Raw genomic sequence first — 26285 nt, 5'->3', positions numbered from 1 at the left:
CCGATTCGCGGAAGCGTAAGGGCCATGATCTCTCGCTCCAAACCAGCTCCACCCCAAAGCCGCTACACCGGCCTTTCACCTTCGGAACACACGACCAATCATCCGGGGGTACTCACCCCGAAAATGCCATGAGGCAGCGCGACATCGGCACGGGCATCCCGCACCGGTTCACTGACACTCGTGATACGCAAATACCCTCCGACAGCATGCAGAGCATCCTGAAGGCCGGCAATCCCGTGCAGCGAGCTCCCATCGCACCAAGTGACGTCATTCATGTCCAATCGGATACGGCGACGACCCCGGCGAAGACAGTACGCAATGTAGCTACGGAGCGTGTACATGCTCTGCACATTGAGTTCTTCGCTGATCACCAGCACTTCCTCGTCACCGTGCATCCCGGTCAATACAGCAACGGTGAGTTCCGAACGCGAGGGCTCAGCTGGCTCCACTGTGCTCGGCCTCCCCCTGGGACATCAAAGGGCGCGATCCAACGAAGACTCCTGTAACTCAGGGTACGCGTTACGCCGAGCCCCCGGAAGCTCCCCGCGAATGGGCGCGTTTACATCCGGATCGGCGTGCTGAAATTCATCGGTTACGCCTCGATCGGCAGCCTACTGAGCGCACTCACATGCCCCGAACAGCCCACGGACTACTCGTCACTCCCCTGTCAGAAGGTCGTCTCAGTCTAGAGTGACGTAGTTCAGCGATGTGGTCCTTAAACAAACTTCTCATTCCTGTGAGCGCTCCTGTGCCGATGAGAACGCGCGACGACGGCAACCTTGTTCTGTTCCTGCTGCCGTACATCGCCATAGCGCTCGCTACAGCCGCGGATCTGGCCGCTGGCCGCCCCCTCGGCCTACTGCCGCTGCTCGCGCTCGGCCCCGCGTTCGCCACCTTGACCGGCGGGATGCTCCACGTAGCGACTGTGGGACTGCTGTCGTTGGCCCTCTGCATGCTGCTCAGCGTGTACGACAATCTGTTCGGAACCGCCCGCGGGGTGACCGCCTTGATCGCAGTGTTGGGTACCAGCATGGCGGGGCTGCTGGCCACGCGTCTGCGGCAACGACAGGAGGAGCGGCTGGCCCGCATCCGTGCGGTGGCGCAGGTGGCACATCGGATCTTGCTGCGGGAACTGCCCGAGACGCCGGACGGCCTTCAGCTCGCTGTGTCCTACAGCTCGGCAACGCGGGATGTTCAGATCGGGGGGGACTTCTACGAAGCGATCGAGAGTCGTGCCGGGGTGCGAGCCGTGGTGGGCGACGTTCAAGGCAAAGGACTGAACGCGGTTCAGAGGGCCTCCGTAGTGCTCGGCGCGCACCAGGTCGCCGCCTACGACGAAGACACGCTGCCCGAAGTGGGCATGTGCCTCGAACGTGCTGCGCTACGGCACTTTCCGGAGGCTGCTTTCGCGACAGTGATCCTCGCCGAAGTGAATGCGGACGGAACCGTGACTCTTCTAAACTACGGCCATCCGCCACCGCTGATCGTCCGCAGGGACGGTACGTCGTATTTCGCGGAACCGGCGGAGCCCGCTCTCCCGCTCGGCCTCACCGACATCGGAGGCGGCCACCCCACGCCGTACCGCGTCGAACTCGATCCCGGCGACCAGATGCTGCTCTACACCGACGGCACTACAGAGGCACGCAATGCCGCCGGTCAGTTCTACCCGCTCGGGGAGCGAGCCTCACTGCTGCGGACGCCCGATCCCACCAGCGCGCTGGAGGCCCTGCGCAGTGACGTCGTCGCACACACCGGCGGCCCACTTGTCGACGATGCCGCCATGCTCCTGCTCCGCCGCTGAGTCGCAGCCCGGGAGGCCCTCTTGGGCACAGCGAGCGCCTCCTTACACCCCGGAGCAGGGAGCGCACAGCGTGCGCGCCGGCACCCTCAACCGTGCTCTGCTGAGTGACCAACTGCGTGACCATCTGAGTGACTACCGCCCCGGACCCCGGCGGACGCCCCCGCACCCCTGCGGATTTGTCTTGCAGGTCAGGGCGTGACAATATCTCTGACGCAACAGCCCGCGCGGTTAGCTCAGCGGGAGAGCGCTTCCCTGACACGGAAGAGGTCACTGGTTCAATCCCAGTACCGCGCACAATGTGAGTGCCCCGGCCGGAGAACGGCCGGGGCACTTCTGCGTCTCACCCGACGGCTCCGTGCCCGGGTCGACCCTGCGGTGCGCGGATCAACCCCGCCGCGGGGCGGGGCTCATGACGAGAAGAGCATGTGGCCGAAGCCGCGCTTGTGCTTGCGGTGACCGTGGTGTCCGTGGTGGCCGTGCTGCGCGGCGCCCCAGGCGGGAGCGGCCGGGTAGGCCTGCGGGGCGTGACCCGGCTGACCGTACGGGGCGGACGGAGGCGGGCCCGACGGCTGCGACCACTGGGATTCGAGCCGCGTGAGCGCCTCGAGTTCGCCGTAGTCGAGGAAGATCCCCCGGCAGCCACCGCACTGTTCGATCTGGACTCCGTTGCGGTTGAACGTCTGCATCGGGGCACCGCACTTGGGACACTGCATGGTCAACTTCCTTTCCACGTCGGCGTATTCACCGCTCGGCTGCTGCGGCTAAAGACTAGAACCCGGTTCGCCGGGTTGCCCGGCGGCGGCCGCGGCGATGCGGTCGCAGGCATCGGCGCACGCCGTCTCGGCCTCGTCCAGCGGACGCCGGGCCGCGTGTGCCTTGGTCACGGCGAGTGCCGCCGTCTGGACGGTCAGGGCCCGCGCCGGTGCGTCGAGGACGGGCCAGGGATCGACGCCTTCCGTGCCGGACTCGGCCTGGTAGGCGTGCAGGAAGGCGGTCCAGAACGTGGGGTGCAGCACTCCCGTGGCGTACCAGGCGGCAGGTCTGGCGAGGTCCCACGCCGGATCGCCGAGGCCGAGATCGTCGATGTCGATGAGCTGCCAGGAGCCGTCCCACGGGTGTCTGATCAACTGGCCCAGGTGGAAGTCGCCGTGGCAGAGGGTGCCGGCGCGTGACGGCTCCGGGAGCTTCTCGTTCCTGCACCAGGCGGGCAGCGTCTCCCAGGCGGCCTCGGCCGCCGCGGCCGCGTCGGTGAGGGCGGGGGCGGCGGCGCCGTCGGCGAGTGCGGTCCGCATCCTCTCGACCGCGCGTGCCGCCTTCTCGGGACCTCTCATCACCGGGACCGGGCCCGGGAGTTGTGCGGCCAGCGCGTCTGCCGGTACGGCGTGCAGGCGAGCGAGGAGCGTGCCCGCCGCCCTCCAGGGTGCGGCGTCGGGCGCGTTCGGGTCGACGGGCTCGCCGCGGGGCCAGAGGGTCGCCGGACGATCCCCGTCCAGGAGGAGCGGGGGCATGGCCGTGCCGGGTTCCACCGGGCTTCCTCCGGGGCCGAGCGGGGCCGGCATGATCCCGGTGAGGCGGGGGTGGGCGGCGATGCTCAGACGCACGGTCAGTTCTCGCATTCCGGCTTCCGAGGTGGCCGGGTGTGCCTTGGCGACGACGGCGCCGCATCCGACGACCGTGCCGTCGGGACGGTCGGCGACCAGGTCTGGAGCCGGAGCCGGGACGCCGGTCCGGTGCAGCGGTGAGGCCGCGCCCTGTGCGAGTTCGCACAGCAGGGCGGTGAGCGAGAGCGTGGTGGACACGGTCCTCCCAGGGCCGAGGCGGTCCGGCGTGGGGAGCCGGAACGTCGACGAACGGAACGTCAGCGAGGGGACGTCAAGGCAACGCAACCGCCCCGTCGCTCGTACGAATGACCGGTGCCCCCTTCGTGGGATCGTACGCGCGCCCACGCCCGGGCACCCCGGGGCCGCACATACCTGAGGTCCGGGCAGCTCCCCAGCTGCCCGGACCTCAATGCCGTCCGTCGCACCCCCGTCCCCACGGGGCTGATGGCCGGGTCATCCCCGACTCGGGCCGCTCTCCCGAGGCCGGGGCACGGATCAGTGCCCCAGCATCCCGGCCACGGACGACGCCTGTGCGACCACCGCCTGCGCCGCACCGAAGGCGATGGCGAGAACGATGGCCAGGGGCAGCACCATCGCGGCCGCCACCAGCGGATGGCGCCGGCCGCTTCCACGGGTGCCGATGCCGGCGACGGCCGTCAACCGCTCCCGGGCTCTCCCGGCCGCGCGCTCTGCTGTGTGCGCCATGGTCCGCTCCTGTCGTCTTCCTGGGGCGGCGGGCGACTGACCTCGGGGGACGAGTGCTTCGCCCGCCGCTTGCGAAAAGACTAGGCGGGCGGGCACCCGCGAGGCGTCATGCCCGCGTATCGACTGCGGGGCCTCCCGCAGGATGACGGCCGCGTCCGCCGGATACTCCCCAGGGTGGAGGCGGACCCCGCCTGTCCGGGGGTCTTCCCGGAGGGGTGCGGGCGCGCCGGGGCGCAACGGCGCCCCGTGTGCCGCGTCCGGGCAGGTCCCGCCACAGACCCTCTCCCGGGGGCAGGTGCGGCAGAGGCCTGTCGCGGGGCAGGACACCTGCGTGGGGCGGAGATCCGGTCGCGTGAACAGGTGACATCGCTCACCAGCCCTTGCGCGGCCGACGCCGCTTCAGGCCGGTCAAGTCCCGTCGCGGTGCGTTCAGTAGACCGGCCGCGGCCCGGCGGCCGCACATTCCGACGTCTGCTCGCCGGGTGATTCACGCCCCGTCAATTCGTGTGCTCCGACGGGACGTTGGGTACGCCAGTGGGATCCCGCGAAGGCTCCGTCCGCACGGTGCGGGCCAGTTGAGCCGGTGAGCTCGGCGGAGCTCCCGGCGCGGCAAGACGCGGGGCGCCGCGTGCGCGGCCTGTCGTCGCGGCGTGGCAGCAGTCCGTAAGCTGTGCCCCGTCAGACGGACGCGCCGGGAGACGGCCAGGGGGCCTACCCGTGACCGCTCGGGGTAGCCCGTCCGGGACGGAAGACCTCACCACCGCAGGCAGGGGAACACATGGCGATGATGCGGCTCCGACGCGAGGATCCGCGAGTCGTCGGCTCGTTCAGGCTTCACCGGCGGCTGGGGGCCGGCGGGATGGGCGTCGTCTACCTCGGCTCCGACCGCCGGGGGCAGCGGGTCGCTCTGAAGGTGATCCGCCCGGACCTCGCCGAGGACAAGGAATTCCGCTCGCGCTTCGCCCGCGAAGTGTCGGCCGCCAGGCGGATCCGCGGAGGCTGCACCGCACGGCTGGTGGCCGCCGACCTGGATGCGGACAGGCCCTGGTTCGCCACGCAGTACGTGCCCGGCCCGTCGCTGCACGACAAGGTCACCGAGGCCGGGCCTCTCCCCGCCAGCCAAGTCGCCTCGATCGGGGCGTCGTTGGCTGAGGGACTGGTCGCCGTGCACGAGGCGGGCGTCGTGCACCGGGACCTCAAGCCGTCGAACATCCTGCTCTCGCCCAAGGGCCCCCGCATCATCGACTTCGGCATCGCATGGGCCACGGGCGCCAGCACTCTCACGCATGTGGGCACGGCTGTCGGCTCGCCCGGCTTCCTCGCGCCCGAGCAGGTCCGGGGCGCGCTGGTGACGCCCGCGACCGACGTGTTCGCGCTGGGGGCCACGCTGGCGTACGCGGCGACCGCCGACTCCCCCTTCGGGCAGGGAAGTTCCGAGGTGATGCTCTACCGCGTGGTGCACGAGGAGCCGCAGTTGGAGAGTGTGCACGCCTCGCTCGCTCCGCTCATCCATGCGTGCCTGGTGAAGTCTCCGGAGGAGCGTCCCAGCCCCCTCCAGCTCTCGCTCCGGCTGAAGGAGATCGCGACACGTGAGGCGCGCGGCCTGCCGGAGCAGACGGGCGGTGCGACGGGTCCGGGCACGGCCGGCAGGGGCGGCGCCCCGCACGGCTCGTACGGGTCTCACGGGTCGTACGGCTCCGACAGGTCCGGCGGCAGGGGCACCGCCGGGAGCGGGCAGGGTTCCGGCGGCGGTCAGGGCGGCGGAGCACGTCCACCGGCCACCAGGGCCACGGGCGTGAACACGAACGCCAACAGGCCGGGCCCGTCCGCCGGTTCGGCCGGACCCGGGTCACGTGGCGGGACCGTGCCCCGGTCCCGGCCGCCCGGCGACCGCCCCCGCCTGCGGCGGTCCGACAAGCGCGGGGGGCAGCGTGCCTACGGTCCCCGCAAGGACGGGCACCGCGAGCACCACCGTGATCCCGGCACCCCTGACGGCCCGCCGCCCGGTGCCGGGGGGCATGTGGGCTCGCCGCATGCCTCCACGCCCCGCAACGGCGAACGTTCCGCGGCGGCCGGCACCGGAAGACGTCCCGCTTCGAGGACGTCGACGCGGGCGGGCGACTCCGGCGCCGGGCTCGCCGGTCAGGCGCGGCGGCAGGGCGCGGAAGGACGCGAGCACGGTCCGGGGCAGGCGCGGCGCGTGGCCGACCGGAGGCTGCTGCGGCAGCGGCTGGTGGTGTTCGTGACGGTGACGCTGCTCGTGGCGCTGGGCATCGCGGCAGCGCAGGGCTGCCAGGGCCCCACACGCGGCCTCGGGAAGGAGCACGGGCCCGTCCGTCCGGCACCGGCGGCCCCCGCCGTCGCGGGCCACGGCTCGGGCGGGACGCAGGCCGTCCTCGACCTGCCGTCCCCCGGCGGGCAGCCGGCGCAGCCCACGGAGGCCGCGGAGGCCGGGCCGCACCACTTGTGATCCGCCGCGCGGCCGGCCGTCAGACCTCGTGCCGTACGTGCCTACGGTCGGGCTCACGTCCTCGTCACGGCGTAGAACGCGACGGCCGCGGCGGCACCGACGTTGAGCGAGTCCACTCCGTGTGCCATCGGGATACGCACACGTGTGTCGGCGGCGCGCATCGCCCGTTCGGAGAGCCCTTCGCCCTCGGCACCCAGGAGCAGCGCCACACGGGGCAGCCGGTGCGCCCCGGCGTCGTCGAGCGGGACGGCCCCGGCGCCGGGGGTGAGCGCCAGCAGCCGGAATCCGGCTTCGCGGGCCGATGCGAGGCCGTGGGGCCAGCTGTCGAGACGCGCGTACGGGACGGAGAAGACCGCGCCCATCGACACCTTCACGGAGCGCCGGTAGAGCGGGTCCGCGCAGGACGGCGAGAGCAGCACGCCGTCCATCCCGAGCGCCGCGGCGCTGCGGAATATCGCGCCGATGTTGGTGTGGTCGTTGACCGCCTCCATGATCACCACACGCCGCGCCGCCGCCAGCAGGGTCTCCGGTCCGGGCAGCGGAGTGCGTCCCATGGAGGCGAGCGCGCCGCGGTGGACGTGATATCCGGTGACCCGCTCCGCCAGTGCGGGGCTCACGACGTACGCCGGTGCCCGCACGTCGTCGATGACGTCGCGCATGACGGGGACCCACTTCTCGGACAGAAGCATCGAGCGCATCGGGTAACCGGCGTGCGCGGCACGGCGGATGACCTTCTCGCCCTCCGCGATGAACAGGCCCTCGGCGGGCTCGCGCCTGCGGCGCAGCTCGACGTCGGTGAGGGCGGTGAAGTCGCTCAGCCGGGGGTCGGCCGGATCGTCGACGGGAATGATGTCAGCCAAGGTTGACCCCGGTTCAGCTTCCGGTCCCCGGATTCGTCCCGGCCCCCGGATCGGCTCCGGTGCGCGGACCTGTGCCCGGCTCCGAATCCGTTCCGGCTCCGCTTCCGCTTCGGTCTTCGCTGCCGGCCGCACCGTCCGGCGCCGCACCCGGCGCCCGGCCGGGCTCCGTCGCACGTGACACCGCGGCGCCGACGGATACCACGTCCCCGACGACGACGACAGCCGGCGGCCGGACCTCCGCTGCTGCGGCACGTTCCGCGACGGTCGCCAGGGTCGCGTCCACGCGGCGCTCCGTCGCCGTCGTCCCCTCCTGCACGACGGCGACCGGCGTCTCCGCGTCCCTGCCGTGCCGCATCAGCGCCTCGGCGATGGAGCCGAGGCGCTCCACGGCCATCAGCAGAACGAGCGTCCCGCGAAGCCTCGCCAGCGCGGGCCAGTCGACGAGGGAACGCGGATCGTCGGGGGCGACATGACCGCTGACCACCGTGAACTCGTGCGCGACACCGCGATGCGTGACGGGGATGCCGACGGCGGCCGGGACGCTCACCGCGCTGCTGATCCCCGGCACGACGGTCACCGGAACGCCTGCCTCCGCCAGTTGATGCGCCTCCTCCATGCCGCGGCCGAAGACGAAAGGGTCACCGCCCTTGAGGCGCACGACGGACCTGCCTGCCTTGGCATGCTCGATGAGGACGTCGTTGATGGCCTCCTGCGCCATGGCGCGGCCGTAGGGGATCTTCGCTGCGTCGATCACCTCGACGTGCGGGGGGAGTTCGGCCAGCAGGTCGCGCGGCCCGAGCCTGTCGGCGACGACCACGTCCGCCTCTGCGAGCAGGCGGCGTCCGCGCACCGTGATCAGCTCCGGGTCGCCGGGACCGCCGCCGACCAGCGCCACTCCCCCGGTCCGGTCCCGGTGCCGGGGCGCACCGAGGGTGCCGGTGTGCAGTCCTTCGACGACGGCGTCCCGTACGGCCGCCGAGCGGCGCGGGTCGCGTCCGGTGAGGACGGCGACGGTCACGCCCTCGCTCTGTCCCGTGGCCGGGGTCCACGCGGTGGCGGCTGATGCGTCGTCGCTGCGTACGCACCACACCCGTCGCGATTCCGCTTCCGCCGATGCGGCGGAGTTGGTCGCCGGATCGTCGGTGGCGATCAGTACGTACCAGGCCCCGTCCAGATCGCCGTCCGCGTACGGGCGGCGCTGCCAGGTCAGTTCGCCCGCGTCGGCCATCGCTTCGACGGACGGGGTCGCTGACGGGGAGATCAGCACCACGTCCGCACCCGCGGCCAGCAGTGCGGGCAGCCGCCGCTGGGCGACGCTTCCGCCGCCGATGACCACGACCCGGCGGCCCGCCAGACGGAGACCGACGGGATAGGCGGGGTGGTCGGTCCGGGCCTCGGGCTGGTGACGTGTCCCGGTGACGGACTCGGACTCGGGCATGCGGCTGCGGCTCCTTGCTTGCGGAACGGGCCGCTACGGCACTGGAGCGGCGGATGACGTGCGCGGGGACGTCGCGTACGGACTCGCGTACAGCCTATGGCTCGCGACGTGCGGCCGCTGTTCCGCGGATCACTGCGGGACGTTAAGGACCGGACGGCACGGAAGCGGACGGCACTGTAGCGGAGGGCCCATGACGGCGGGCCCATGACGGAAGGCTCGGAACCGCGCGCCGTCGCGCGGCATACCCCGTCCCGTCCCGCCCGGCCCCGCCGCACAGTCGGGCGACGCCCTCCACGCGGCCTTCCACGTGTTCCGGGCGCCGCGCACACGGGGACCGGTCCCCGTGTGCGTGTGCGTGTGCACGGCGCATGCCTCAGAGGGCCGGGCCGGGGCCGGTCAGCCCTTGCCCGTGACGCCGGCGGAGTCGAACGTCGCAACGTCGTGCATGGCGCGTGCGGCGCTCTGCACCATGGGCAGCGACAGCAGCGCACCCGTGCCCTCGCCGAGTCGCAGATCCAGGTCCACCAGTGGACGCAGTCCGAGCTTGGTGAGCGCCGCGACGTGGCCCGGTTCGGAGCTGCGGTGCCCCGCGATGCACGCGGCGAGCGCCTCGGGTGCCACGCAGCGCGCGACGAGCGCGGCGGCGCCCGCGCTGACACCGTCGAGGATCACCGGCGTACGCAGGGAGGCACCGCCGAGGATCAGGCCGACCAGCGCCGCGTGTTCGAGACCGCCGACGGCGGCCAGCATCCCCAGCGGGTCCTCGGGATCCGGCTGGTGCACCTCGAGCGCACGGCGCACGACTTCGACCTTGCGGGCGTGCGTCTCGTCGTTGATGCCCGTGCCGCGGCCGGTGACCTCGGAGGGGTCGGCGCCGGTGCAGGCGGAGATGAGCACCGCTGAAGCGGTCGTGTTCGCGATCCCCATCTCACCCGTGAGCAGCGCCCTGTTGCCGGCGGCGACCAGGTCACGCGCGGTCTCGATGCCCACCTCGACGGCCCGCAGCGCCTCCTCGCGGGTCATCGCCGGGCCCTGCGTCATGTCGTCCGTGCCCGCACGGACCTTGCGGGGCAACAGCCCGGGCGTGGACGGGAGTTCACCTGCCACGCCGACGTCGACGACGCACACCTCGGCCCCGACCTGGTTGGCGAAGGCGTTGCAGACGGCGCCGCCACCGAGGAAGTTGGCGACCATCTGGCCCGTCACCTCCTGCGGCCACGGGGTGACGCCCTGGGCATGCACACCGTGGTCGCCCGCGAAGACGGCGACGGCGGCGGGCTCCGGCAGCGGCGGCGGGCACTTGCGGGAGAGCCCGCACAGCTGCGCGGAGATGATCTCCAGCATGCCCAGGGCACCGGCCGGCTTGGTCATCCGCTTCTGCCGCTCCCACGCCTCGCCGAGCGCCTTGGCGTCGAGGGGGCGGATGGCTGCGACGGTGTCGGAGAGCAGGTCCTGCGGCTCGGAGCCGGGCAGGACGCGGCGCCCGTACGACTCCTCGTGCACGACCCACGACAGCGGACGGCGCTTGGACCAGCCCGCCTGCGCCAGCTCCGGCTCCGGAGGGAACTCGTCGACGTAGCCGACGCACAGGTAGGCCACGACCTCCAGGTGCTCGGGCAGCTCCAGGGCGCGGACCATCTCGCGCTCGTCGAAGAAGCTGACCCAGCCGACGCCCAGCCCCTCGGCGCGGGCCGCCAGCCACAGGTTCTCCACGGCGAGCGCAGAGGAGTACGGCGCCATCTGCGGCTGGGTGTGCCGGCCGAGCGTGTGGCGGCCGCCGCGCGTCGGGTCGGCGGTGACGACGATGTTGACGGGAGTGTCGAGGATCGCCTCGATCTTCAGTTCCTTGAACTGCTTCGCGCGGCCCTTCGGCAGCGACTGGGCGTATGCCATGCGCTGGCGCTCGGCCAGCTCATGCATGGCACGCCGCGTCTCCTCGGAGCGGATGACGACGAAGTCCCAGGGCTGGGAGTGTCCGACGCTGGGTGCGGTGTGCGCCGCCTCAAGCACGCGAAGCAGCACCTCGTGCGGGATGGGGTCGGGCCGGAAACCGTTGCGGATGTCGCGGCGCTCGCGCATCAGGCGGTGCACGGCTTCGCGCTCGTCGTCGGCGAAGCCGGGGGCGGGCGGGCCGGCCGGAACGGGAGCCTCGGCAGGTGCCTCGGCTTCCTGAGCCTCCTGGCCCGGCTCCGGCTCGGCGGCGGCCAGGGGCCCGGCGTCGGCCCGGGGCCCGGCGTCGTCCGGGGATTCGGCTGCGGCCCGGGGCTCGGCCGCAGCCTCGCCAACGGAATCCGCTCGGCCGTCCGGCTTCGGCTCCGTCCCGGACTCCGTCTGCTGCCCGGCGGGCGCCCCGGGGGCCACTTCCTGTCCGGCGTCTTGTGCTGCCGGTTCCTGTCCGGCATCCGGTGCCGGTGCCTGTGCCGGCCCGGACGCGGTCCCCCGGACGTCGTCCGGCACGGGCGACGGCTGCGGTGCGTCCACGGCTCCTCCTGGGGTCTCGCCGCCGGTCGGCGCGGCTGCGGCCGCCTGCAGGGCGTCTTCGCTTGCGCCCGCGGCGGGTTGAGGCACTGTAGCGGAGTCCGCGCTGTCGTCCACCGGGTCCGCGGTGGCCCCGTCCGCGATGACCTGGCCCGCGGTGGCCGGGTCCGCTGCCGGGGCCGGGCCCTGCGCCCGGGCGGGAACGGGGACCGGGACGGGGGCCTGGGCCTCCGGCACCTCGGGGGTCTGCGGCCCGGCCTCCACTGCCGGGGGCGCACTGTGCTGCCCGTGGCCGGGGCCGGCGGCATCGGCCACGGGCGCCTCCTCAGGACCGGGTGCGGCGACCGCTTCACCGGCGGCGCTCTCGTCGGCGGCGGTCCCGCCCGTACCGGAGTCGGCGGTGCCGTTCTCGTCGGTGCCGTTCCCGTCGGTGCCCGTACCGGAGTCGCCGGGGGCGGTCTCGCCCGCCGCAGTTTCGTGGGTGCTGTTCTCACCGATGATCTGTTCACCGGTGATCTGTTCACCGGTGCCTCCGGCGACGGCGGCTTCCTGGCCCCCGTTCTCCTGCCGGTCCTGCTGGTTCGGCTGCTCCTGCGCGACGGGTGGGTCGGTGTGCCGGGTCTGCTGGGCGGGGATGTCCGCGACCGTGCCTGCGACCGGCGTGCCGTGGCCGGGAACGTCCTGCGCGGGCTCCTGTGCAGCCTCCTGGGCGGGCACGGCTTCAGCAGGCAGCTCCCCCGCCTGCTGCGCTGGGATCTTCGCTCCCTCCGCAGCGGCGCCGGCGCTCTGCGTGTCCGGCGAGCCCTCCGGGAGGCCCTTGGCAGCGTCGTCGCCCTCGACAACCGTGGCCGTGGCCTGCTGCGGCTCGAAGGCCTCCACAGCGGTCGAACCCGGCGACGAGACCCAGGTGTTGCCGGTGCCGGTGGTCTCGTCGGTGCTCTCGCTCTTGGCGCGGCGACCTCGCCGCCTCCTGCCGCCCTTGGCGCGCGGCGCCTGCTCCTGTTCCTGCGGCACCGGGTCCGCGGAGCCCTGCCCCGGGCCGGACGCCGCAAGTGCTTCCGCCTCCTGCGCGGTGCCCTCGGGAACGCCGGCCGGTGCATCCGCGACTTCCGACGGCGCTTCGGCAACGGCGAACTGCGCCTCGGAAAGCGCCGGTTGCACCTCGGGGAGGGCCGCTTGCGCCTCGGGGACGGACTCCGTCCGGGGAATCGCAGACGGTGCCGACACTGCGGACGCGGCAGTCGCGGCAGTCGCGGCGGACGGTGCGGTCGCGGCGGAGAGACCGGCCTGCTCGGAGGCCGCAGCCGGCTGGGGAACCCCCTCCGGGGCGGCGGCCTGCCGGTGGTCCGCATGCGCCGTGTCCGTGTCCGTGTCCGCCTGAGCGGGTGCCTCGCCCGCACCGGGCTGCTGCGCGGGCGGCGTCGCCCACGTCTCGTTCTCCGGCGGAAGCGCTCCGAGCTGAGGGCCCGGCAGCGATTCGGCCTCGGCCTGGGCGAAGTCGAGGTACTCGGGGCCCCCGGACGTCGCACCGCCGTCCTGCGGCGCCTGTGCCGGGGTGTCGTACGGAGCCGTGAACTCGCCCTGCTGCGGGGCGGGTTCGGTCTGCGGCTCGGGCTGCGGTTCGGGCTGCGAGAGGACCGCCGCCTGCCGGTGCGTCGCCTCCGGCTGGGGCGCCTCCGACTGGGGCCGGGGCTCGGGCTGCGGCTGGGGACCCGGCTGCGGCCCCGGCTGGGGTTGCGCCTGCGCCGGGGCGTCCGGGGCGGCGGTGCCCGCTGCACCGGCGCCCTTCTGCGCCGTCCCGCGCCCCCGGCTGCTCAGCCCGCGGTCCGAGAGAGGGCGTACCGCCCCGGACTGTTCGGGCACGGGCGGGCCGAGGTGGAGCGGCCGGCGCGGCGGGGTCTGCCCACGCCGGGTGCCCTTGGCGGGGGTCTCCTGGCGTTCGGGGTTCGCGGCACGTACGGCGCCGATGTCGATGGCGCCCGAGTCGCGCCCGTCGGTCTCGTGCGGTTCCGGCACGTGCGCGGGCTGCTCCTGCGGAGGCGCGAACTGCTCCTGGGGCACTGGCTGTTGCTCTTGGGCCTGTTGCCCGCCGTACGGGTCCGCCGCCGCGTGGTCATTGTGCTGTGGGTACGGATCCTGCTGAGCGTACGGATCCTGCTGGGCGTACGCGTCCTGCTGGGCGTAGGGCTCCTGCGGGGCGTACCCGTCCTGCCGGGCGTACGGCTCGTGCTGGGCGTACGGATCGTGCTGGGCGTACCCGTCCTGTTGGGCGTAGGGCTCGTGCTGGGCGTAGGCAGCCTGCTGCGCGTAAGGGTCCTGCCCGCCGTACACCTCCTGCTGGAGGGCGGCCTGCGGGTGGACCTGTGCGGCTGCGGCGGCGTGAGGATCGTTCCAGGCACCGTGCGAACCCGGCAGCAGCAACTCAGGGTCCATGGCGGCGACTCCGGGAACCTGAGCGTCACCGAAGGCCTCACCCGGGCCCGCGTAGGGGTGGGAACCGTTCACCGGAAATCCCGGCTGCTGGCCGTCCGGCTGCCCGCCTGAATTCTCCGGCTGCCCCTCACCCGGGATCTGGCCGGTGTCAGTCATGCGTACCCCTCGCCCCATCGGTAGTGCTTGTTCCAGCCCTGCGACCAGCCGCGGGCCCCGTGGATGAAGAACGAGCATGCACTCGGTGCGGCACGTTCCCCGGCCACGCGCCATCCGGACATTGACGGATGAACCGTCAACACCGCATGGCGGCACATCGATCGGTCAGCCTACCCGGGGCTGAGCCGGCCTCCGTCCACGGAGGGGTGAGAAACCGCACTTCGTCGTGCTTCGTCACGCACTGGCCACAGAGGTTCAGATCCGGACACCGGAAAGCAGGAAAACGACAGCTCGTTCACTTTCCACCCACTCCGAGGTGTCCAGTTCCACGGACTGGAGCAGGGCGCACTCCACGGCGTAACCCCCCTCGCCGAGCGCCCTCCCGATCGCCTCGGCCTCGTCCCTCGTCGCGGCATGCGTGACGATGCGTCCCGGGCGCCTGTCGACGACGGCCGTGACGGTGGGGATGCCTCCGCCGCCCACGCGCACCACGTCCGGTTCCGGAAGATCCTCGAGGACCTGCGGCGCGGTGCCGTGCACAGTGTCAAGCTGCACGCCGAACCGGCGGGCCGCCGCTGCGATTCGGGCACAGGTGTCCATGTCGTGGTCGACGGCGATGACGGCCGCGCCGAAACGTGCCGACTCGATCGCAAGGGCCCCGCTGCCGGCGCCGATGTCCCACACGAGGTCCCCGATGCGCGGACCCAGCCTGGCGAGCTGCCCGGCGCGCAGCTGCTGCGACTCGCTTCCACGTGCCGGCGCCGCAGGGCCCTGTTCGCCTCCGGGGGGCACGTCGTCGGTGTAGTGCGACAGCGGGAGCGCCCAACCGCGCACGGCGGGAGGGTAGTCCGGACCGTGGGCGGCGAGCCAGGCGCCGCCGGGGCCGCCTTGTGCGCCTCCGGGGCCGGGGCCCGGCCCGCTCGGGTGGCCTGCGGGACCGTGATGCGGCGCCGGGCCCGTCGAACCGCCCGAGACGATCACGACGTTCGGATCCCGCCAGGAGTGGTCTGCGACCTTGTCGGAGGTGAGGACGGTGACCTGCTCCTGCGAGGTGCCCAGCGCCTCGCAGATGACGAACGTGCGGTGCACCGGGCCGAGCAGCAGCGCCAGTTCGGCGGGGCCGGCCCCCGGGGACGTCAGCACGCCGACCTTCGTGTGGGCGCGGCAGACGTTGACCGCGTGGCGCAGCGTACGGGAGTTGGCGACCACCAACTGCGCGTCGTCCCATGGCATTCCGGCCCGCGCGAAGGCGGCGGCCATCGAGGAGACCGCCGGAACGACCTCGACCTCCATGCCGTGTTCGGGCGCACGCAGAGTACGCACGACGCCGAAGAAGCCGGGGTCGCCGTCGGCGAAGACGACGGCGGTGCCGCGGTGACGGGCGATGCGCTGTGCCGCGAGCGACACGCTGCCGAGCCTGACCTGCTCGGCACGGGAGGGCACTTCGGGCAGCTGGAGGTGGTGCGCGGCCCCCGCAACGAGCGTGGCTGCTCCAATGGCGGAGCGGGCGGCTCCCGACAGGGGCGAACCGTCCCACCCGATAACGGTGACGCGGTCGGCCATCGGTCGGTCTCTCCTGGGCTCGTCGCAGGTGGGGGTTCCTTGAGCCTACCTCTGCGGCGACCGGGCCCCGAGCCTGGGTACCGACGGTTCCGGACATGCGGGCCTACGAGGGGATTTGCGCATCTGAGGCACCACGCGCCGTCGGCCCGGACGGGCCTGACGCCGACCCGACGCCCGCGCCCCGACACCAACCTCACGCGAACCCGGCGCTAACCCGGCGCGAAGAGGTCCGCCTCCCGGCGGTGAATCCCCGGGTTCGCAGGCATGGCCTCAGTGGCCACACCGACGGCAACGGCCGCACAGTCAACAACGCTCGTGACCAATACATCTAACGCGGCGAGTGCAGCCAGTCCGGGTACGGTGCGTAGCCACCCGCGTCGGCGAGCTGTTCCGGCATGCCGTCGAGGTCCTCCGGCAGCAGACTCCACACGAGCAGATCGGTGCGGATCTCCGCCCAGCCGCCGTCCTCGGTGCGGGTACGCGCTATCCACGCGTTGCGCAGCACCCCTTCGCTGATGCAGCCGAGTTTCTGCGCGACCTGTTGCGCGGCGGTGTTGTCCGCGGCGGTGCGCAGCTCCATCCGCTCGAACTTCTGGTCCTGGAAGAGCCATTGGGCCAGTGCCAGCACCGATTCGGAGGCGTACCCCTCGCCCCGTGCCCAGGGCGCGGTGACGTAGCGGACCTCGGTCGCGAGGATGCGCCAGTCCGTGTGGTCGAGTTGCAGCAGTCCGACCAGTCGCTGGGTGAGGAACTCGACGACGGCGAAGACGATGCCCTCACCTTCGGTGCGCACGGCCGGCGCGTGACGCAGGACGAACTCGCGTGCGTCGGCCTCCCGGTAGGGCACCGGCACCGTCGTCCAGGCGGCCACCAGTTCGTCGCGCATCATCTCCGTGAGCGAGTGCACGTCCGCTTCCTCGAACGGGCGCAGCACGAGACGGTCCGTGCTGATCGAGACGTCCGGAAAGGTCGAAGTCATGCGCCGCTCCATACGGATCGAGGGGCTGGTGGTGTCGCTCCCCGGAGGACCACCGCGGGGTCTGCCGGCCGCTGCGGGAGCGACGCCGGCACGGGTCCTGGGTGCACCAGACGATTGCCGCAGTGCACAGCATGCAGCATCGGACGGTGTGTGCGCAGTGTCAGAGGCCCCTTCGCAGGCGGGACGCGGCGCCGCATACCGACTTGTCGATACGGGCACCTTTGCCGGGTCCTCCGAAGGCGCCCGGTGTCTCACGGGCGGCTGCCGGGGAGACGGCGAGCCTCGGCGCCCCCGACTCACTCCGGGTCCCTTTCCTCACGCGGGTGGACCGGGCTGCGGTGCGGTTCGCGCACGCGGGGGTCGTCCGGCGTCCGGGCCTTGACGACGTGGCCCCCGGCCGTGGCGCTTCCGCCGGGCGGAGGGTGTGCCCGGCCCGGCCCCGCCCGGCTCCACGTGGCGGGCGGGACCGCGGCGGCAGGCTCCCGTGGGGCGTACGGGCCGCCTCATGTCTGAACGCCCGGGCCGCGCGAGTGGCGCCGGTTACCCCTCGTGCCCCCGGGCCCACGGGCCCACGGGCAGGAGGCTGCCCGGGATGCACCGGCTCGGCGGACTGCCCCGGCCGGAGCACGGACTTCTGCCGGCCGGCAGGCCCGGGCCCCGTCCCGGGGGCCTGCCCGGCGCTGGGTGCAAGGCATCCGGTGCGTATGTCTTCCGACGCCCCTCCTAGACTGCGCACCGTGTTCACGCCGCTCACCGTCGCCCTCGCCGTGGCCGCGCTCGCCCTGGCCGCCTGGTGCGGCTGGGCTGCCTACCGGGACCAGCCCACGAAGGACTGGCATTTCATCGGCATGGCCGTGGTCTCGCTGCTCGCGCTCGTGCAGCTCGTCGTCGGCATCGTGAAACTGGCCGGCGGAGGCGAGGCCGCCGAGGGGACGGTCATCTTCCTGGCGTATCTGGCCGCCGTGGCCGCCTGCGTCCCCGTGGTGGGGCTCATCTCGCTCACCGAGCGGACCAAGTGGGGTTCGCTCACCGTCGCGGCCGGGGCGCTGGTGCTGGCGGTACTCCAGGCGCGGCTGCACGAGATCTGGGGAGGCGGACATGGCGGCTGACCCGTCGCCGCGGGGGTCACACCGTCCTGAGAGAGTCCCCGGCTCCGCGGATACCCGGAAGAGCGACGCGGACGCGCCGGCCCCGGAGGACCCGAAGGCCCAGGAGGCCCCGGCGGTGCCTTCGCGGCGGCCCCCCATCGGCAAGGGCCCGGGCACGCTGCTCGTCACCCTCTACGGGATCTTCACCGTCGGTGCGGCTTCCCGGTCGATCGTCCAGCTGACGACCCGGTTCGGCGAGGCACCGCTTGCCTACCTCCTGTCGGCCGTGGCCGCCCTCGTCTACGCCTTCATCACGCTCTCGCTCGTGCGGGGCGGGGAACGCGCGCGCAGAGCGGCGTTCGGCTGCTGCTGCGTGGAGCTGCTCGGCGTCCTCGCGGTGGGGACCTGGACCCTCGTGGAACCGTCGGCCTTCCCCGACGCGACCGTGTGGTCCGACTACGGCATGGGCTATCTCTTCATCCCGGTGATCCTGCCGGTGACGGGGCTGGTGTGGCTGCGCCGGTCCCGCGCCGGCTCCGCCTGAGGCACCGTCAGGCGCTCACGCCGACCGCCGCGGAGCCGCCGCCCGAGGCGCCCGAGACGTCCTTCGTCATCGACGTCAGCTTCACCTTCCGGTCCCACTCGGGGGCGCCGGAGGCGGTGTAGCCGGACTTGCGGTAGAGCCGCAGATTCCCCTCGCTGCGGTGCCCCGTGACCAGGTGGTAGCGCTTGGCGTCGCGCTCGGCCGCGAGCCGGTCCTCGATGGCGGCGAGGAGACGCCCGCCGAGACCGTGCCGCTGCAGGCGCGGGTGGACGCAGAGCCTGTCGATGCGTGCGGTGCCGTCGGAGTCGACCGCGCCGCGTACGGAGCCGACCACCTCGTCACCGAGACGGGCCACCATCATGCAGCCGGCGGCCATTTCGGCGCGCAGCCCTTCCAGGGTCTGGGTGAGCGGAGCGATGGCGTAGTCGCCGTAGGCTTCCGCCTCGCTCTGGAAGCACAGGTACTGGAGCTTGAGGATCTGCTCCGCGTCGCCGTCGGCCGCCGCGGCGATCGTCACGCTCATGCCCATGTCCGCCTGCCTCCCCTAGTCATGATGCGTCCCGGGCACGGGCCGGTGTCGAGGGGGCCGTGCCCGGGCTGTCCGCCCTGGTGACGCCGATTTCTCCCCGCAGCATTCCCCCAAGTTCACCCGCCGCAATCCGACGCGGCGAGCATTGTGCGCAGGCAACCCAGACATCGGGAACGAACCGGGCCGAGGCTTCCCTGTGAGATACCCAACTCACCTGCGATTTCCGGGTAGGTGAGGTCCCTGCCGGAGAACAGGGCGCGCATCACCTCCGGGCACGGTCCGGGAAGCCGTGCGACCGCCGCGGCGAGCAGACGCCGCTGCTCGGCGGCGAGGACCGGGGCGTCCGCTCCGGCGGAGTCCGCGAGGCCGCCGTCGGGCAGCGGGATCTCGCGCCGCACGCGCCGGCGTGCCCGCCGCGCCTCCGCTCGTACGGCACCGCGCAGCCATCTCGCCGAGGGCTGGACGGCGGGGCGGGCACCGGTGCCCGCCGCGCCGCCGGAAGCCGCGGTCCCGGCAGGCCGGCCGGCCTCGAGCCAGCGCAGCCACACGGCCTGTTGCAGCTCCTCGGGGTCCTCGCCCGCGGCCGGGGCCTCGGCCGCACATTCGGCGGCGACGAGCCTGTGCAGCGGGTCGGGCGGAGAGCCGGCAGCCGAAGACGGTTCCGGGGGGCCGCCGCCGGCCCGGGCGCCTGTGTCGGCGCAGCGGTGGTTCATGCAGGCCGGGACGCCGCCGGGCGCCCTCCGGTTGCCGGCCGGCGGCGATGCCACCCCTGCGGGTGACACCGCCGCCGGCCGGTCGTCCGGACCGTCGGCCCGTCGGCCCGTTCAGCCCCGGCGGAAGTCCTCGGCGGCAAGCAGCGCCGTGTCGGGGTTGTCGGAGAAGATGCCGTCGATGCCCGTGGCGAAGTAGGCGCTGAACGCGCCGAAGGCGTCGCCGTAGGCGTTAGGGTCCTCTCCCCTCCGGAACTCGGTGGGCAGGAAGGTGTTCTCGTTGCGCATCGTGTAGGGGTGGAGGACCAGCCCCTCCGCGTGCGCGTCGCGCACCAGGGTCGTCGGCTCGCCGAGGCTGCCGTCGGGCTTCTTCGGGATGACGAGATTCACCACCGGCCCGATGCCGTCGGCGAACCGTGCGATCCACTTCAGCCCCTCGGGCTTGACCAGGTCGGCGACGGTCCGCGGGTCGCCCGCCTCCACGAAGTCCCAGGGCCGCGACGTGGGCGCGTCCAGCAGACACACACCGGGGCAGTCCACCAGCTTCTTCAGCTTCTGGATGCTGCTCGGCTCGAAGGACTGCACGAAGTTGGGCGAATCCGCCCGGTGGCGCCCGTACTTGCGCAGCAGCTTCGCCAGGCGCGGCTCCAGTTCGAGGCCGAGCTTGCGGAAGTAGCTGGGGTGCTTGGTCTCGACGTGCAGCCAGACGGGGCGGCCGCGCCGACTTCCCTGCTTCTGCGCCCACTTGAGGACGTCCTCGAAAAGGGGAACCTCCCAGCGTCCGTCGTAGAGGGTGTTGTGCTGGCGGGTCTGCGGGATGCGCTCCTTCGCGCGCAGCGTGCGCAGTTCGGCGATGGTGAAGTCCTCGGTGAACCAGCCCGTCAGGGACTTCCCGTCGACGGTCTTGGTCGTCCTGCGGGCGGCGAACTCGGGGTGGTCCGCGACGTTCGTCGTGGCCGAGATGTCGTTCTCGTGACGGCAGACGAGGTGCCCGTCCTTCGTGGGCACAAGGTCCTGCTCGATCACGTCCGCCCCCATGTCGAGGGCGAGTTGGTAGGAGCCGAAGGTGTGCTCGGGGCGGTACCCGCTGGCACCGCGGTGAGCGATGGCGGCGGGCACGGGCAGCTTTCCGCCCGGCCGGTCCTTCCCGCGTCCCCCGTTCTTTTCCTCCGCGAGCGCACTCCCGCCCGTGCCGACCGCGGCGGCGCCCGCGGCGCCCAGCACGGCCGCTCCGAGCACGAGTCTCCGACCCGGCTGCTGCTCCTGTCCCATGGCTCTCCTCAGCTCGTCTGCGTCGGTTCCGTCTGCCTGAACGCAAGGGTCCGGGCGGACGACTGGCCGATCGTAGGTCGGCCGCCGGTACGAGAGGGAGGCTTACGGCCGAACATGCGGGAAACACGGCCAACATGACACTCTGACGCACTCCGGCACGACGCACGGGAGACGGTAAAGGGACGCTATCCCCTGTCAATTCCGTGTATCGGTCTCATGACCCCGGTGTGCGGGCCGCCTCAGGCGGCGAGTATCGTCCTCACCTGCGCGGGTCCGCGCGCAGCCGTCACCGACCGGAGGAACCGTTGTCCCGTTTCCGTCTGATCAAGGCAATGCTCGGCCCGCTCCTGCGGGCGCTGTTGCGCCCCCAGGTGGAAGGGGCGGAGCGAATTCCCGGCTCCGGTCCGGTGATTCTCGCCGGCAACCACCTCACCTTCATCGACTCGATGGTGCTGCCCCTGGTCACCGAACGTCAGGTCTTCTTCATCGGCAAGGACGAGTACGTGAAGGGGCGCAGCCTCAAGGGCCGCCTCATGGCGTGGTTCTTCACCGGTGTCGGCATGATCCCCGTCGACCGCGACGGAGGGCGGGGAGGCGTCGCGGCGCTCATGACGGGCCGCCGCATCCTGGAGGAGGGCAGGGTCTTCGGCATCTACCCGGAGGGCACCCGCTCCCCCGACGGCCGCCTGTACCGCGGCCGGACGGGGATCGCCCGTCTGGCGCTGATGACCGGCGCGCCCGTCGTGCCGTTCGCGATGATCGGGACCGACGCGTTCCAGCCCGGCGGCAAGGGCGTGCCGCGTCCTGCCCCGGGCCGGCGCATCGATGTGCGTTTCGGCGAACCGCTCGACTTCACCCGCTACGAGGGCATGGACCGCGACCGCTATGTGCTGCGTGCCGTGACGGACGAGGTCATGAGCGAGGTCATGCGCCTTTCCGGCCAGGAGTACGTGGACGTCTACGCCACGAAGGCCAAAGCCGCCTGACTCCGGGCGGCCTGGGCACCTACCGCTTGCCCCGTCGCCGCTCCGGCGGGCCCGAGCTCACCGTGGACGGCAGGAGCATCCGCCGGCCCGGACCCCCGGCCGGATGAAACTCGTCCCGGCGCCGATTGGCCCGTCCCCGTGGGGCAACCCCGGAGGTCATGTCAGGCAGCGAGCCGCACGGCGACAGGCAACCCAACGCCGGCCCCGATGCCGGTACGGAGAGGGCCGCGGCGGACAAGCCCACCCAGCTCGGCGGCGGGGGGTGGAAGGCCGTCCTGCGCCGCACCGCCAAGGAGTTCAAGGACGACGAGCTGAGCGACCGGGCGGCGGCGCTGACCTATTTCGCAGTGCTGTCGATCTTCCCCGCGCTGCTGGTGCTCGTCTCCGTTCTCGGCATCCTCGGCAAGGACTCCATCGACCCGCTCCTCGACAACGTCTCGAAGTTCGCGCCCGGCCCGGTGCGCGACGTCCTCACCAACGCGATCGGGCAGCTCCGGAACAGCACGAGCACCGGCAGTGTCCTGGCGGTCGTGGGCCTGCTGGGCGCGGTGTGGTCGGCCTCCAACTATGTCGCCGCCTTCATCCGCACCTCCAACGCGGTCTACGACCTGCCCGAGGGCCGTCCCGCCTGGAAGATCACGCCACTCCGTGTGGGACTGACCGTTCTGCTGATGGTGCTGCTCGCCGTCAGCACCCTGCTCGTCGTCTTCACCGGGCCCCTCGCCCGGCGGGCGAGCGACGCACTCGGTCTGGGCAGTACCGCGCTGACCGTCTGGGACTACGCGAAGTGGCCGGTCCTGGTGCTGCTCGTCGCGCTGATGATCGCGGTGCTCTACTGGGGGACGCCCAACGTCAAGGGGCGCGGTCTGCGATGGGTGACGCCCGGCAGCGTGCTGGCCGTACTCATCTGGCTCGCCGCCTCCGCCGGATTCGCCGTGTACGTGGCCAACTTCGGCTCGTACAACAAGACGTACGGGACGCTGGCAGGGATCATCATCTTCCTGGTCTGGCTGTGGATCACGAACCTGGCGATCCTGCTGGGACTCGAGTTCGACGCGGAGCTGGCCAGGCAGCGGGCCATCAGCGGGGGGCATCCCCCGCAGGAGGAGCCGTATGTCACCCCGCGGGACACGCGCAAATGGCCCGCCTCCGGTGTCCGCCGTCCCGAGGGCGGTCCCGAGCCCGGACCGGAGGACCGGGGAACGCCGCAGCGCGGCGCCGGGGGTGCCGGAGAGGACGCGGGCGGCGGGCACGGAGCCCGCGAGGCCGGACCCGGGGAACTGCGTCCCGAACGCGGCGGTCACCGCCCCGGGGAAGGCGGCCCCCACGAAGGCGGCCCCGAGGAGGGCGGGCCCCGCAGGGCGGCCTGAGCGCGCGGGCACTCGAGAAACCCGGAGACCGGCGGCAGCCGAGGGGGCCGAAGCCGAGCGTCTCGCCGGCGCGATGCGCCGGGCCGGAACTGAACGCTCCTCGACGCACGGCGGTGCGCCACCGCGTCCGCGCGCAGCGGCGCTCCTCCTGCGCGGCGGTCTCTCACCGTCTGTACGGGGCCGGACGGACCGCGGACCGCCGGACGGGGACACCATGTGGAGAACACCGCGGGGCACAAGGCGGGGAACAGGGGGAGCACGGGGACAGGCAGGGCAGGCGGACACGAGAAGGGGGCGCGCCGGGCTCGCGCCCGGTGCGCCCCTCCCCTCCGGTGGAATCCGGGCCGGGACCGGCCGGTCAGGCCGGCCAGGTTCCCGTCAGTCCGCGCACCCCTTTCGCGCCGCCCCGCTGGACCACCGCCCTCGTCACTCCCGCGATCGCGCCCTTGAGCGCCACGGCGGGGAGGATCTCCTTCAGGCCGCGCTCCTCGTCGGAGGCGTCCGGCGCGTCGTCCTCGTGCGCGACGGCCTTCCAGACCTTGCTGAAGACCGCGTTGGCGATGATGCCTGCCAGCAGCACGGACAGGATCGAGATGGGCTTGTAGAGAAGCTTGACCACGCCCGTGTCACCCCTTCCAGTGCTTCAGGCACATCCAGTGATGCTCGTGCTTCGCACGCTGCCGGTGCACGACCAGGTAGACGGCCAAGGCGGCGGCGCCGATGGCGCCCACGGCACCGACGGCGGCCCCGGGCTTGGTGAAGCCGCGGTTCGCCGCCTCCTCCGCGCCGTGCTGCATCCTGATCTTCGCCTCGTTGACTTCGAAGAGAGCCTTCGACTTGGCGTGGGAAGCCATCTCGCGGGCGTGGGCCTTGACGTCCGCCTTGCCCGCCAGCTCGGCGACCGTGCCGGCCAGCTGTTCGCGGGCCTCTTCGACCTCCGCCCGCAGCTGTCGGCTGTCGCTTGCGGTGCCGGACTTGCGCGTCATCGATGGGCTCCTTCCCTGATCGCATCGACGTCCGCCTTGACGCTGTCGATGGTCTTCTCGGGTTTCGGTGATCCGGCGGAGCCGAACTCGTGCTTCCCCGCCAGCGCCAGTACCCCGGCCACCAGCAGCAGCCCGCCGGCGACGATCAGGGCCGAGGCCCATACGGGCAGCGCCACCGCTATGCCCGCGATCGCGGCGAAGACCAGCGCCCACAGGGCCAGCAGCCCCATGATCGCGGCCATGCCGAACATGCCGCCGCCGAAGCCGGCGCGCTTGCCCTTCTCCTTCATCTCGGCCTGCGCAAGACGCATCTCACTGCGCACGACATCGCTGAGCTGCTCGGATGCACGCTTCGTCAGCTCGGCGACGGTCTTGTGATTCGTCTCCTCGGGCCGGTGACGCACAGATCCGATCATCGCGTTCGCCTCGCTTCGTTATCGGGGGGCCATCCGGGTGCCCTCCCGCGGCGCGGCTACGCCTGAGCAGCGTCACCGCTGGTCAGCGACCCATTCCCGCTGCCGGGCAAGATCGTCGCGCACCTCGGCGAGCTGGACGGCCACCGCCGAGGGCGCGGTGCCGCCGCGGCCGTCACGTGCGGCCAGGGCGCCGGGGACGGTGAGGACCTCACGGACCTGCGGATCCAGATGCGGGGAGATCACCGCGAACTGCTCGTCGGTGAGTTCGTCGAGCTCGATGCCCTCCCGCTCGCAGACCTTCACGCACTCCCCCGCGACCTCGTGCGCCACCCGGAACGGGATTCCACACCGCACGAGCCACTCCGCGATGTCGGTGGCCAGCGAGAAGCCTGCGGGCGCCAGCTCGGCGAGGCGCTCACGGTGAACGGTCAGGGTGGCGAGCATGCCGGTGAAGGCGGGCAGCAGCATCTCCAGCTGGTCGCACGAATCGAAGACGGGCTCCTTGTCCTCCTGGAGGTCCCGGTTGTACGCGAGGGGCAGCGCCTTGAGCGTGGCGAGCAGCCCGGTCAGGTTGCCGATCAGGCGGCCGGACTTGCCGCGGGCCAGCTCGGCGATGTCCGGGTTCTTCTTCTGCGGCATGATCGACGAGCCGGTGGAGAAGGCGTCGTCCAGCGTGACGAAGGAGAACTCCTTGGTGTTCCAGAGGATGATCTCCTCCGCGATCTTCGAGATGTCGACGCCGGTCATCGCCGTGATGAAGGCGAACTCGGCGACGAAGTCCCGGGAGGCCGTCCCGTCGATCGAGTTGCCGGACGAGCCGTGTTCGAAGCCGAGATCGGCGGCGACGGCCTGCGGGTCGAGCCCGAGCGACGACCCGGCGAGGGCGCCCGAACCGTACGGGGAGACCGCGGTGCGCGCGTCCCACTGACGCAGCCGCTCCGCGTCCCGCGAGAGGGCCTGCGCATGAGCCAGCACGTGGTGGGCGAAGAGGACGGGCTGGGCGTGCTGGAGGTGGGTGCGGCCGGGCATGGCCACGTCGGGGTGCGCCTCGGCGAGGCCGACGAGCGCTTCCTGGAGGTCGGCGAGGAGTCCGCCGATGATGCGGGCGTGATCGCGCAGATACATGCGGAAGAGCGTGGCGACCTGGTCGTTGCGTGAACGGCCCGCGCGCAGCTTGCCCCCGAGGTCGGGTCCGAGCCTCTCCAGCAGGCCGCGTTCCAGGGCGGTGTGGACGTCCTCGTCCGCGATGGTGCCGGTGAACGTGCCGTCGGCGACGTCCTGTTCGAGGCGGTCGAGCCCGTCCGTCATCTTCCGCAGCTCGTCGGCGGTGAGCAGCCCGGCCTTGTGCAGTACGCGTGCGTGGGCGCGGGAGCCGGCGATGTCGTAGGGCGCGAGGCGCCAGTCGAAGTGCACGGAGGCGGAGAGCTTCTCCAGCGCTTCGGAGGGCCCGTCGGCGAAGCGCCCGCCCCACAGCCTCACGTCCTGGTCGGCGGCTGCGGCTGCGGGTCCGGTCCGCGGCGCTTCGTTCCCGGTCATGGGGTGTTCCCTAAGAATGTCGGCCGGTCCGGGAGGACCGGGTGTGGCTGATGGGTTGTTGCCGCTGATGGCTCCAGGAGAATGGCCGCCCGGTCCTCCGGGACGCTCCGACCACTGATTGAGAACTGCGGTCATCGCTGGTTAGGGACCTGTCGGCGGAGTGCTCCTCGGGCCGTGAAACGGTGATCACGGAGGAACGGAGTGACGGGCTTGAACACGTCTCACCCGCGTATATGGGTCGGCATCGATGCGGGCAAAGGGCATCACTGGGCGGTGGCTGTTGATGCCAACGGTGAGCCGCTGTTCTCGACGAAAGTGATCAACGACGAGGCCCAGATCCTCACCCTCATCGCCACAGCCCGCG

23 protein-coding genes and 1 tRNA gene are annotated in these 26285 nt (G+C 72.2%); 8 read left to right on the top strand and 16 right to left on the bottom strand.

Translation table 11 applies throughout. The annotated features are described in order from the left end of the window. Positions 1–98: 98 nt before the first annotated feature. The gene (locus H180DRAFT_RS30965) at positions 99–395 is read right to left on the bottom strand and encodes an STAS domain-containing protein (protein ID WP_368073135.1); all 297 of its coding nucleotides are present in this window, start codon (positions 393–395) and stop codon (positions 99–101) included. Positions 396–754: 359 nt separating this feature from the next. Between H180DRAFT_RS30965 and H180DRAFT_RS18905 the strand changes: the two genes are divergently transcribed. Together H180DRAFT_RS18905 and H180DRAFT_RS18900 are read left to right on the top strand one after the other, a co-directional pair. Then, a complete protein-coding gene (locus H180DRAFT_RS18905) occupies positions 755–1801 on the top strand; it encodes a PP2C family protein-serine/threonine phosphatase (protein ID WP_055487282.1) in 1047 nt (348 codons plus the stop codon). A 222-nt stretch (positions 1802–2023) separates the two neighbouring features. Further along, positions 2024–2095, top strand: a tRNA-Val gene (locus H180DRAFT_RS18900). Between the two features lie 113 nt (positions 2096–2208). Here H180DRAFT_RS18900 and H180DRAFT_RS18895 read toward each other — a convergent pair. From H180DRAFT_RS18895 to H180DRAFT_RS18885, 3 genes are all read right to left on the bottom strand, one after another. Continuing rightward, positions 2209–2514 carry a TFIIB-type zinc ribbon-containing protein gene (locus H180DRAFT_RS18895; protein WP_055487281.1) on the bottom strand — a complete coding sequence of 102 codons (306 nt, stop codon included), beginning with the start codon at positions 2512–2514 and terminating at the stop codon, positions 2209–2211. Positions 2515–2562: 48 nt separating this feature from the next. Continuing rightward, positions 2563–3537, bottom strand: a complete 975-nt coding sequence (locus H180DRAFT_RS18890) for a phosphotransferase family protein (protein ID WP_254666086.1) — start codon at positions 3535–3537, stop codon at positions 2563–2565. A 360-nt stretch (positions 3538–3897) separates the two neighbouring features. Then, positions 3898–4107 carry a hypothetical protein gene (locus H180DRAFT_RS18885; protein ID WP_055487280.1) on the bottom strand — a complete coding sequence of 70 codons (210 nt, stop codon included), beginning with the start codon at positions 4105–4107 and terminating at the stop codon, positions 3898–3900. Between the two features lie 778 nt (positions 4108–4885). Here H180DRAFT_RS18885 and H180DRAFT_RS30510 point away from each other — a divergent pair. Next, positions 4886–6577, top strand: a complete 1692-nt coding sequence (locus H180DRAFT_RS30510; protein ID WP_254666081.1) for a serine/threonine-protein kinase — start codon at positions 4886–4888, stop codon at positions 6575–6577. Between the two features lie 53 nt (positions 6578–6630). Here the strand turns inward: H180DRAFT_RS30510 and H180DRAFT_RS18875 are convergent, their stop codons facing one another. The 5 genes from H180DRAFT_RS18875 to H180DRAFT_RS18855 form a co-directional block, all read right to left on the bottom strand. Beyond that, entirely contained in the window at positions 6631–7437 is an 807-nt protein-coding gene (locus H180DRAFT_RS18875) for a TrmH family RNA methyltransferase (protein WP_055487279.1), read from the bottom strand. 13 nt (positions 7438–7450) lie between these two features. Then, the gene (gene cobA, locus H180DRAFT_RS18870; protein WP_079100227.1) at positions 7451–8875 is read right to left on the bottom strand and encodes a uroporphyrinogen-III C-methyltransferase; all 1425 of its coding nucleotides are present in this window, start codon (positions 8873–8875) and stop codon (positions 7451–7453) included. A 396-nt stretch (positions 8876–9271) separates the two neighbouring features. Beyond that, complete coding sequence (gene cobT, locus H180DRAFT_RS18865) at positions 9272–13942, bottom strand: nicotinate-nucleotide--dimethylbenzimidazole phosphoribosyltransferase (protein WP_055487278.1); 4671 nt, start codon at positions 13940–13942, stop codon at positions 9272–9274. 255 nt (positions 13943–14197) lie between these two features. Beyond that, the gene (gene cbiE, locus H180DRAFT_RS18860; RefSeq protein WP_055487277.1) at positions 14198–15505 is read right to left on the bottom strand and encodes a precorrin-6y C5,15-methyltransferase (decarboxylating) subunit CbiE; all 1308 of its coding nucleotides are present in this window, start codon (positions 15503–15505) and stop codon (positions 14198–14200) included. Positions 15506–15833: 328 nt separating this feature from the next. Then, complete coding sequence (locus H180DRAFT_RS18855) at positions 15834–16484, bottom strand: GNAT family N-acetyltransferase (RefSeq protein ID WP_055487421.1); 651 nt, start codon at positions 16482–16484, stop codon at positions 15834–15836. 737 nt (positions 16485–17221) lie between these two features. On the opposite strand from H180DRAFT_RS18855, the gene H180DRAFT_RS18850 reads away from it, so the two are divergent. Then, a complete protein-coding gene (locus H180DRAFT_RS18850) occupies positions 17222–17593 on the top strand; it encodes a hypothetical protein (protein WP_107097696.1) in 372 nt (123 codons plus the stop codon). Between the two features lie 115 nt (positions 17594–17708). Next, positions 17709–18116, top strand: a complete 408-nt coding sequence (locus tag H180DRAFT_RS18845; RefSeq protein WP_107097701.1) for a hypothetical protein — start codon at positions 17709–17711, stop codon at positions 18114–18116. A gap of 7 nt (positions 18117–18123) precedes the next feature. Here H180DRAFT_RS18845 and H180DRAFT_RS18840 read toward each other — a convergent pair whose 3' ends face one another. From H180DRAFT_RS18840 to H180DRAFT_RS18830, 3 genes are all read right to left on the bottom strand, one after another. Continuing rightward, positions 18124–18645, bottom strand: a complete 522-nt coding sequence (locus H180DRAFT_RS18840) for a GNAT family N-acetyltransferase (RefSeq protein ID WP_055487274.1) — start codon at positions 18643–18645, stop codon at positions 18124–18126. Positions 18646–18761: 116 nt separating this feature from the next. After that, complete coding sequence (locus tag H180DRAFT_RS18835; protein ID WP_254666080.1) at positions 18762–19358, bottom strand: sigma-70 family RNA polymerase sigma factor; 597 nt, start codon at positions 19356–19358, stop codon at positions 18762–18764. Between the two features lie 111 nt (positions 19359–19469). After that, positions 19470–20627, bottom strand: coding sequence for a glycerophosphodiester phosphodiesterase (locus H180DRAFT_RS18830; RefSeq protein ID WP_055487273.1), 1158 nt, complete (start codon positions 20625–20627; stop codon positions 19470–19472). Positions 20628–20932: 305 nt separating this feature from the next. On the opposite strand from H180DRAFT_RS18830, the gene H180DRAFT_RS18825 reads away from it, so the two are divergent. Continuing rightward, positions 20933–21613 carry a lysophospholipid acyltransferase family protein gene (locus H180DRAFT_RS18825; RefSeq protein ID WP_055487272.1) on the top strand — a complete coding sequence of 227 codons (681 nt, stop codon included), beginning with the start codon at positions 20933–20935 and terminating at the stop codon, positions 21611–21613. A gap of 158 nt (positions 21614–21771) precedes the next feature. Beyond that, positions 21772–22983, top strand: a complete 1212-nt coding sequence (locus H180DRAFT_RS18820; RefSeq protein WP_079100226.1) for a YihY/virulence factor BrkB family protein — start codon at positions 21772–21774, stop codon at positions 22981–22983. Between the two features lie 358 nt (positions 22984–23341). Here H180DRAFT_RS18820 and H180DRAFT_RS18815 read toward each other — a convergent pair whose 3' ends face one another. From H180DRAFT_RS18815 to argH, 4 genes are all read right to left on the bottom strand, one after another. Then, positions 23342–23602: a DUF4235 domain-containing protein gene (locus H180DRAFT_RS18815; RefSeq protein WP_055487271.1), complete on the bottom strand. Its 261-nt coding sequence runs from the start codon at positions 23600–23602 to the stop codon at positions 23342–23344. Positions 23603–23609: 7 nt separating this feature from the next. Next, positions 23610–23969 (bottom strand): DUF3618 domain-containing protein, encoded by a 360-nt coding sequence (locus H180DRAFT_RS18810; protein ID WP_055487270.1) that lies wholly within the window; start codon positions 23967–23969, stop codon positions 23610–23612. Then, positions 23966–24385: a phage holin family protein gene (locus H180DRAFT_RS18805; RefSeq protein WP_107097695.1), complete on the bottom strand. Its 420-nt coding sequence runs from the start codon at positions 24383–24385 to the stop codon at positions 23966–23968. Before H180DRAFT_RS18805 ends, H180DRAFT_RS18810 begins: the two co-directional genes overlap by 4 nt. Before the next feature lie 72 nt (positions 24386–24457). Further along, positions 24458–25921 carry an argininosuccinate lyase gene (argH, locus tag H180DRAFT_RS18800; RefSeq protein WP_055487269.1) on the bottom strand — a complete coding sequence of 488 codons (1464 nt, stop codon included), beginning with the start codon at positions 25919–25921 and terminating at the stop codon, positions 24458–24460. A gap of 210 nt (positions 25922–26131) precedes the next feature. On the opposite strand from argH, the gene H180DRAFT_RS18795 reads away from it, so the two are divergent. Further along, positions 26132–26285: IS110 family transposase (locus H180DRAFT_RS18795; RefSeq protein ID WP_139151409.1), on the top strand; the 154-nt coding region annotated here is incomplete at its 3' end.

Origin of the sequence: Streptomyces sp. WMMB 322, from assembly GCF_900090145.1 — a bacterium.
In the GTDB taxonomy this organism is placed as follows: Bacteria; Actinomycetota; Actinomycetes; order Streptomycetales; family Streptomycetaceae; genus Streptomyces.
The sequence above is the reverse complement of the archived record's forward strand: the minus strand, read 5'-3'. Positions and strand labels throughout refer to the sequence as shown.